Consider the following 8203-nt stretch of genomic DNA (forward strand, 5'->3'; position numbering starts at 1 on the left):
AAGTATGAATCTTTCATCCCAGAAGAGCGCGATCGCACTCTCCGCGTCCGCGGCCGCGCTGCTCATGCCGGTTTCCGCGTTCGCCGAGGACGGCGCTGCCGGTGCGGACATCCTCATCCCTAAGATGGCGGAGTTCATCCCGGCGCTTATCGCCTTCCTGATTATCTGGATCGTGCTGGCCAAGGTCGCCCTGCCGGGCATCATGAAAACCATGGAGGAGCGCGGCAAGAAGATCGAGGAGAGCCTCGACGAGGCCGAGAAGACCAAGCAGGAGGCTATCGCCAAGCGCGCTGAGTCCGACTCGATCGTCACCGACGCCCGTCGTCAGGCTGCCGACATCGTTCTCGAGGCCCGTAAGGACGCCGAGTCCGAGCGCGCCCGTATCATCGAGGCTGCTCACAAGGAGGCCGAGGAGATCATCGCCAAGGCCCATACGACCGTCGAGGACGAGCGCAAGTCCATTTACGCCGGTGCCGCGAGCTCCATCGCCGACCTGTCCGTTGCCGTCGCCACCAAGATCGTGGGCGAGGCACTCGAGGACGAGACCGAGCAGAAGAAGCTCATCGAGCGCTACATCCAGGAAGCAGGTAGCCTGAATGCCGACTAGCCGCTATCAGGACAAGGTGCTCGAGACCTACGCGCGCTCCCTTCTGGAAGCCGCTAAGGCCGAGAACCATGTGTTCGAGGACCTCGAGATGATCGAGCGCTTGGCTTCTGCCAGCCCCGAGATCATCGCCGTGCTCGACACCATGTCCAAGCGCGACCAGCTCGACCTTCTTCCCAAGGTGGCAGCTGCCTTTAAGTATGTTGCCGAGGAAGACGAGGATGTAGTGGGCGTGACCGTCACCACGGCGATCCCGCTCGACGACGAGCTGCGTCAAACCATCACTAAGAAATGCGAGCAGGACTTCGGCCGCAAGGTATTCCTTATCGAGCAGGTCGACCCGTCTATCGTGGGCGGCCTGGTGCTCGAGGCCCGCGGCGAGCGTCGTGATATTTCCGTCAAGACGCAGCTGCGCATCGCGCAGGAGACCCTCGCAAACTCTGCTAATTCGTACGGAGGTGAAGCCTAATGTCCGAAACCCTCAATGCCCAGGATATCGCCAAGAAACTGCAGGAGCAGCTCACGAGCCTCTCCGCGACGGTCGATACGCATGAGGTTTCAACGGTCGACGAGGTAGGCGACGGCATCGCGCGCGTCTCCGGCCTCAAGAGCGCCATGGCAGGCGAGCTTCTGGAGTTCAAGAGCTCCGATACCGGTGAGACCGTCTTCGGCCTTGCCCAGAACCTTGACCGTGACGAGGTCGGCGCCGTTCTGTTCGGTGCCGTCGACTCCATCAAGGAAGGCGACGAGTGCCGCACCACTGGCCGCATTATGGATATCCCCGTGAGCCGCGCCATGCTCGGCCGCGTCGTCAATCCGCTCGGCCAGCCCATCGACGGCCTAGGCGACATCGTCGCTACGCACCGTCGCCCCATCGAGTTCAAGGCCCCCGGCGTCATCGACCGTACCCCGGTGTGCGAGCCGGTTCAGACCGGTCTGCTCGCTATCGACTCCATGGTGCCTATTGGCCGCGGTCAGCGTGAGCTCATCATCGGCGACCGTAAGACCGGTAAGACCGCCATCGCCATCGACGCTATTCTCAACCAGCGCGGCAAGGGCATGGTCTGCATCTATGTCGCCATCGGCCAGAAGGCCTCCACGGTTGCCAACATCCGCGAGACCCTCGCTCAGCACGGTGCGCTCGACTACACCATCATCGTTTCGGCCACCGCTGCCGATTCCGCCCCTATGCAGTACATCGCGCCTATGGCCGGTGCCGCTATCGGCGAGTTCTTCATGTACAACGGCGAGGACGGCAAGCCCGCCAGCGAGACCAACCCCGGCGGCCACGTGCTCGTCATCTACGACGACCTGTCCAAGCAGGCTGTGGCCTACCGTCAGATGTCGCTGACGCTGCATCGTCCGCCCGGACGCGAGGCCTATCCTGGCGACATCTTCTACCTGCACTCTCGTCTGCTCGAGCGTGCCGTCAAGATGTCCAAGAAGAACGGTTACGGCTCCATGACGGCACTGCCGATCATCGAGACCCAGGACGGCGACGTCTCGGCCTACATTCCGACCAACGTCATTTCCATTACCGATGGTCAGATCTACCTGCAGTCCGAGCTCTTCTTCCAGGGTCAGCGCCCGGCAGTCGACGTGGGCATCTCCGTGTCCCGCGTCGGTGGCGATGCGCAGACCAAGGCCATGAAGCAGGTCGCCGGCAACCTCCGTCTGGACCTCGCTTCGTACCAGGAGCTCGCTGGCTTTACGCAGTTCGGCTCCGACCTCGACGAGGCTACTCAGAAGCAGCTGACCCATGGTGCTCGCATGACCGAGCTCCTGAAGCAGCCGCGTTACAAGCCGTTTGAGGTTGGCGAGCAGATCGTTACGCTGTTCGCTGGCAACGAGGGCTTCCTGGATGACCTGGAGATCGCCGACGTGCTGCCCTTCCGTGCCGAGCTCATCGAGTACATGGACAATGGCTTTGGCTCGCTGCTCGACAAGGTTCGCGCCAAGAAGATCGATGATGACATCAAGGCTGAGCTCTTGCGCGTCATCGGCGACTTCAAGCAGCAGTTCATGGCCAAGCACCATTCGGATGTTTCTGGATCAGAGGAGAACTAAGCCCCATGGCCAACCTTCGCGACATTAAGAAGCGAATCTCCTCGGTTACCACGACCAAGCAGATCACGCGCACGATGGAGATGGTCTCTACGGCCAAGATCCGTCGTGCCCTCGATCGCTCCAAGCAGGCCGAGCCCTATAAGGAGGCGCTGACCGACGTCATGTTGACGGTCGCCGGCGACGCCTCCTGTTCGGGCACCGATCCCATGCTGCAGAAGCATGAGAGCGTCAAGCATGGCCTGATTGTCGTTATTGCCTCGGACCGCGGCCTTGCCGGCGGTTTCAATACGACGGTGGAGCGCACGGCCGAAAAGCTCGCCGCTTCTTGGGCGAACGACGGCATCGAGTGCGAGATCATCGCGTGCGGGCGTAAGCCGGCCACGTATTTCCGTGACCGCGCAAACGTTGTCATGCACTTTGAGGGCAACTCCTCTGAGCCCGATTTCAATCAGGCCCGCATGATTTCCTCTCATATCTGCGATGCGTATCGTGCCGGTGAGCTTGACCGTGTCGAGCTTGTCTACCACCACGCCAAGAACCGCGTGGATCAGGAGCTTCGCGTCGAGCATCTGTTGCCGCTCGACCCCGAGATGATCGCTATGGCCCACGGTCCGCGTAAGAACGAGACCGACGCCCCTAAGCGCATCTCGTCCACGTTCGAGTTCGTGCCCTCTCCTGAGCATGTTCTCGGCAAGCTTGTGCCGTCTTATATCCTGACGGTCATCTACCAGGCCCTGATCGATTCGGCGGCTGCCGAGCAGGGTGCACGCCGCAAGGCCATGCACTCCGCGACGGAAAACGCCACCGCGATCATCTCGACCCTTACCCGCACGTATAGTCGCGTGCGCCAGGCTTCGATCACGACCGAGATCAACGAGATCGTCGGCGGAGCCTCAGCATTGGAGGAACAGTAATGGCTAATAACACCGTAAAGCTTGCGGTCGAGGAAGCCACCAAGAAGACGACTGCCGGTGATGGTCGCATCGTGCGAATCATCGGCCCTGTCGTCGACGTCAAGTTTGACGGCGCGGTGCCCCCGATCTACAACGCGCTCACGGTCGAGGCCGAGACCCCGATCGGTCATCTGAGCACGATCCTTGAGGTCGAGAGCCAGCTTCCGGGCGGCGTCGTCCGCACGGTCGCCATGTCCTCGACCGATGGCCTGCAGCGCGGCCTCATCGCCACCGATACCGGTGAGCCCATGAAGATGCCCGTTGGTCCCAAGACGCTCGGTCGCATTTGGAACGTCATGGGCAAGCCCGTCGACGGCAAGCCCATGCCCGAGGTGGAGGAGTTCTACCCCATCCACCATGCAGCGCCCCGCTTTGACGAGCTCACCACCAAGACCGAGATCTTCGAGACCGGCATCAAGGCCGTCGACCTGCTCGAGCCCTACATCCGTGGCGGCAAGACCGGCCTGTTCGGCGGCGCCGGCGTCGGCAAGACCGTTCTGATTCAGGAGCTTATCAACAACCTCGCCCAGGAGCACGGCGGCACCTCGGTGTTCACCGGTGTCGGCGAGCGTACCCGCGAGGGCACCGACCTGTTCCTCGAGATGAGCGAGTCTGGCGTTATCGACAAGACCTGCTTGGTTTATGGTCAGATGAACGAGCCGCCTGGAGCGCGTCTGCGCATCGGTCTGGCCGGCCTTACCACCGCTGAGTACTTCCGCGATCGCGGCCAGGACGTCCTGCTGTTCATCGACAACATCTTCCGCTTCTCCCAGGCGGGTTCCGAGGTTTCCGCATTGCTGGGCCGTATGCCGTCCGCCGTTGGTTACCAGCCCACACTGGCAACCGAGATGGGTGACCTCCAGGAGCGCATTACCTCGACCAAGACGGGATCCATTACCTCCGTCCAGGCTGTCTACGTCCCCGCAGACGACCTGACCGACCCGGCGCCTGCCACGACGTTTACGCACCTCGACGCTACCACGGTTCTTTCGCGTAGCATTTCGTCGCTCGGCCTGTTCCCGGCTATCGACCCGCTCGCGTCTTCCTCCGACGCTCTCGATCCCTCGATCGTCGGCGAGGAGCACTACCGTGTCGCCGTCAAGGTCCAGGAGCTCCTGCAGGAGTACTCCGACCTTCAGGACATCATCGCCATTCTGGGTATGGACGAGCTGTCCGAGGAACAGCGCCTTACGGTCAACCGTGCCCGTAAGATTCAGCAGTTCCTCTCGCAGTCCTTCCACGTCGCCGAGAAGTTCACCGGTAACCCCGGTGTCTACGTCCGCGTCGAGGATACCGTTCGCTCTTTCGCCGAGATTGTCGACGGCAAGGCCGATGACCTGCCCGAGCAGGCTTTCCGCTATGCTTCCACGATTGAGGACGTGCGCGAGCGCGCCCGCAAGATGGGGGAGAAGTAGGTTATGCGTATCCGCATCGTGTGCCCCGTGAGCTGCGCCTATGAGGGCGACGCTGCGTTTGTGTCGATTCCGTCCACGGATGGCGAGTTTGGCGTTCTGCCTGCTCACTCCAGCGAGATCTGCACGATCGACCGCGGTTACGTTCGCGTTTCCGATAAGGCCATGGGCACTGTCGACCACACGTTTGCCGTGGCCGGCGGCTATGCCCAGGTTGCGGACGATGTCGTGACCGTTCTCGCCGAGCGCGCTTGCGATTTGGCGACCGTCGATGCCGACAAGCTTAAAGCTGATATTCAAGGTTTTGAAGAGAAGCTGGGTAATTTGTCGGAGGATGATGCACGCCGCGCCTACCTCTATAATGAAATCGCATGGTGTAAGCTCAAGCTTGCCCAATAGTCAAACGATTTAGCGTTCGACCATTTGCGAACACATCATGCCCGGGATGGCTTGGCCACCCCGGGCATGCTTTTTGAAAGGGTAGACCTTGGATATTATCCGCGTTGAGGGTGGCCACGCCATCGGAGGCTCCGTGCCCGTCTCGGGTGCTAAGAACTCCGCGCTCAAACTCATGGCGGCAACGCTTCTGGCGCCGGGCAAGACGACGCTGCAGAACGTGCCCGATATTTCCGATGTCCACGTGATGGGCAAGGTGCTCAAGGGCATGGGCGCTACGATCGATGTTCTCGACGAGCACACGCTCGAGATCGATACCTCTCAGGTCGATTCCTGGGAGGCTCCCTATGAGCTCGTCGCTAAGATGCGTGCTTCCACCGCCGTCATGGGGCCCCTGCTGGGTCGCTTCCATCGCGCCAAGATCGCCATGCCGGGCGGCTGCAACCTAGGTGCCCGCAAGATCGACATGCATATTCTGGGTCTCGAGGCCCTGGGCGTCGAGTTTGATACCGCCCACGGCTACATCAACGCCAGCGCGCCTCAGGGCCTGCGCGGTACCACCGTCACGCTCGAGTTTGCCAGTGTCGGTGCGACCGAGAACCTCATTATGGCATCCGTGCGCGCGCAGGGCACCACGGTTATCGACAATGCCGCCCGCGAGCCCGAGATCGTCGATCTCGCCAACATGCTCAACGAAATGGGTGCCAAGATTGTTGGCGCCGGTACGCCTGTCGTGACCATCGAGGGCGTGGAAGAGCTGCATCCTGTTACCCATCGCGTAGTGGGCGACCGCATCGAGGCCGGTACCTTTATCGTCGCCGGTGCGTTGATGGCAGACGATCGCGGTGTCGATGTCACGGGCTTTTGCCCCATTCATTTGGGCATGGTGCTCAAGAAGATGGAGCTCATGGGTATCGACTGCGAGCGCGTCGAGGATGGCGTCCATGTGAACCGTGCCGAGCGTATCAAGCCGGTCGACATCCAGACGCTTCCGTTCCCCGGTTTCCCGACCGACATGCAGGCGCAGATTATGGTGCTCTCCGCCCTTGCCGACGGCAGTTCCGTTATTACCGAGAACATCTTCGAGAATCGCTTTATGTTTGCCTCTGAGCTGGTGCGCATGGGTGCCGACATTCGTATCGAGAGCCATCATGCCATGATTCATGGCGTCAAGGGCTTCTCGGGTGCACAGGTTACCTCGCCCGATCTGCGCGGCGGAGCGGCCCTCGTCGTAGCGGGCTTGATCGCCGACGGGACGACCGAGGTTTCGGCTATCCATCACATCAAGCGCGGCTACGAGCAGTTTGTCGAAAAGCTGCAGGCGCTCGGCGCGCATGTCGAGCATGCTACCGTCCCCGATCCCGTCATCTACTAATACAGGTTGCCTATGTTTAATAAAAAGCCCCTCGCAGATACCACCACCCGAAGACCCTCAACTGGTGCGCAGGCCAAGATCTACAGTCGCGATAACGTGGCTCGCTATTCCGAGCGCGCTCGCCAACGTCGTCGTAGCCACACGATTCGTCACGTCGCGCTCATTGTCGTGCTTGGCGTGCTGTTGAGTGCCACTACCGCTGCCGGCCTGTGGTTTGCCACCATTATGGGCAAGCTCGGCGATTCTAATGTCATTACCGACAATCTGCGTCGGGTTCTGGTTGACACCGATGAGGCAAAGGATCCGTTCTACGTGCTGCTTCTTGGTACCGACGGCCGTCCGGGCGAGGATACGTATCGTGCCGACTCGATTATCCTGGCACGCATCGACCCCACGCAAAAGCAGGCGACGCTCATTTCCGTTCCGCGCGACACCAAGGTCGAGTACAAGGGCGAGACCATGAAGATCAACGCCTGCCATACCGTTGGCGGCGCCGAGGCCATGGTCGAGGCGGTCAACGAGCTGTGCGGTGTTCAGATTTCCCACTATGCCGAGGTCAGCTTCGACGGTATGCAGGCGCTGATTGATTCGGTTGGCGGTATCGACATTAACGCAACCGATGATGTTGACGACCCCGAGCACCTGGATATTAAGATTACCGCTGGCCAGCAGCATATGGACGGTGCCACCGCCCTTACCTATGCCCGCTGCCGCTACACCTATGCCGACGGCGATTACACGCGCATGCGCCACCAGCGTCAGGTGCTTGGCGCCCTTGCCAACCAGATTCTCAATAACTTCGATGCCACGAAGATCTTTGGCCTGGTTAATTCGCTGTCCGATATGCTCGTAACCGATATGAGCGTTCAGGATATCGTGGCTACGGTCAACGCCATGCGCGGTATGGATGTCGACGGTATCTACTCGGCCAACCTGCCTTCGTACGCCGACGACAGCACCATGATTGACGGTGTGAGCTACGTCTTTGTCTACGAGGACGAGCTCAAGGAAATGATGGAGCGCGTCGATGCCGGCAAGGATCCCAAGGGTCCCAACACCATGGGTCTTTCCGACGGCTCCAGCTCTACGATCGGCGACCTCAGCAACAACACGTCTGACGACTACGCAAACGGCACCGCAACCTCATCGGTCAGCTCTGACGATTCCGATGGCTCAAGCGATTCGAGCGATTCGGACTACTACGAACAGCCCACCGGCGACGGCAACGGTTACGAGGCCAACTATTAGGGTTACGCGGGCTTACCAGCCCGCGTAACCAGTTGACGCTGCAAACCCGCCAGAGCGGCAATCTGCCTTTCAACTTCGGCGGCATGATCAAAAGATCAATGCCGCCTCGTTTCAAGGCACCTTGCTCGCTCTGGCGGGTTTTCGCTCA

8 protein-coding genes are annotated in these 8203 nt (G+C 60.7%); all 8 read left to right on the top strand.

Annotation, left to right across the window (positions count from 1 at the left end):
- The first annotated feature begins 4 nt into the window (after positions 1–4).
- The 8 genes from atpF (at position 5) to DWV43_RS03060 (ending at position 8055) form a co-directional block, all read left to right on the top strand.
- Positions 5–607 carry a F0F1 ATP synthase subunit B gene (gene atpF, locus DWV43_RS03025; RefSeq protein WP_117716380.1) on the top strand — a complete coding sequence of 201 codons (603 nt, stop codon included), beginning with the start codon at positions 5–7 and terminating at the stop codon, positions 605–607.
- On the top strand, positions 597–1073 hold the full coding sequence (locus tag DWV43_RS03030) for a FoF1 ATP synthase subunit delta (protein WP_006235713.1): 477 nt from the start codon (positions 597–599) through the stop codon (positions 1071–1073). Before atpF ends, DWV43_RS03030 begins: the two co-directional genes overlap by 11 nt.
- Positions 1073–2671: a F0F1 ATP synthase subunit alpha gene (gene atpA / locus DWV43_RS03035; protein WP_117716381.1), complete on the top strand. Its 1599-nt coding sequence runs from the start codon at positions 1073–1075 to the stop codon at positions 2669–2671. The genes DWV43_RS03030 and atpA overlap by 1 nt, the downstream gene beginning before the upstream one ends.
- Before the next feature lie 5 nt (positions 2672–2676).
- The gene (gene atpG / locus DWV43_RS03040) at positions 2677–3585 is read left to right on the top strand and encodes an ATP synthase F1 subunit gamma (RefSeq protein ID WP_006235716.1); all 909 of its coding nucleotides are present in this window, start codon (positions 2677–2679) and stop codon (positions 3583–3585) included.
- Entirely contained in the window at positions 3585–5039 is a 1455-nt protein-coding gene (gene atpD, locus DWV43_RS03045) for a F0F1 ATP synthase subunit beta (protein WP_006235717.1), read from the top strand. Before atpG ends, atpD begins: the two co-directional genes overlap by 1 nt.
- A 3-nt stretch (positions 5040–5042) precedes the next feature.
- Positions 5043–5435, top strand: coding sequence for an ATP synthase F1 subunit epsilon (atpC, locus tag DWV43_RS03050; protein ID WP_006235718.1), 393 nt, complete (start codon positions 5043–5045; stop codon positions 5433–5435).
- An 88-nt stretch (positions 5436–5523) separates the two neighbouring features.
- Positions 5524–6807 carry a UDP-N-acetylglucosamine 1-carboxyvinyltransferase gene (gene murA / locus DWV43_RS03055; RefSeq protein WP_117817046.1) on the top strand — a complete coding sequence of 428 codons (1284 nt, stop codon included), beginning with the start codon at positions 5524–5526 and terminating at the stop codon, positions 6805–6807.
- Between the two features lie 12 nt (positions 6808–6819).
- Positions 6820–8055, top strand: coding sequence for an LCP family protein (locus DWV43_RS03060; protein ID WP_117716383.1), 1236 nt, complete (start codon positions 6820–6822; stop codon positions 8053–8055).
- Positions 8056–8203: the final 148 nt, after the last annotated feature.

The sequence above is a fragment of the Collinsella sp. AF05-9 genome (genome assembly GCF_003465595.1).
Classification (GTDB): Bacteria; Actinomycetota; Coriobacteriia; order Coriobacteriales; family Coriobacteriaceae; genus Collinsella.

What these genes read in the sequence shown, in the direction of transcription:
- atpG (WP_006235716.1), top strand. Translation starts at nt 2,677, where the DNA reads ATGGCCAACCTTCGCGACATTAAGAAGCGAATCTCCTCGGTTACCACG.
- atpD (WP_006235717.1), top strand. Translation starts at nt 3,585, where the DNA reads ATGGCTAATAACACCGTAAAGCTTGCGGTCGAGGAAGCCACCAAGAAG.
- atpF (WP_117716380.1), top strand. Translation starts at nt 5, where the DNA reads ATGAATCTTTCATCCCAGAAGAGCGCGATCGCACTCTCCGCGTCCGCG.
- DWV43_RS03030 (WP_006235713.1), top strand. Translation starts at nt 597, where the DNA reads ATGCCGACTAGCCGCTATCAGGACAAGGTGCTCGAGACCTACGCGCGC.
- atpA (WP_117716381.1), top strand. Translation starts at nt 1,073, where the DNA reads ATGTCCGAAACCCTCAATGCCCAGGATATCGCCAAGAAACTGCAGGAG.
- DWV43_RS03060 (WP_117716383.1), top strand. Translation starts at nt 6,820, where the DNA reads ATGTTTAATAAAAAGCCCCTCGCAGATACCACCACCCGAAGACCCTCA.
- atpC (WP_006235718.1), top strand. Translation starts at nt 5,043, where the DNA reads ATGCGTATCCGCATCGTGTGCCCCGTGAGCTGCGCCTATGAGGGCGAC.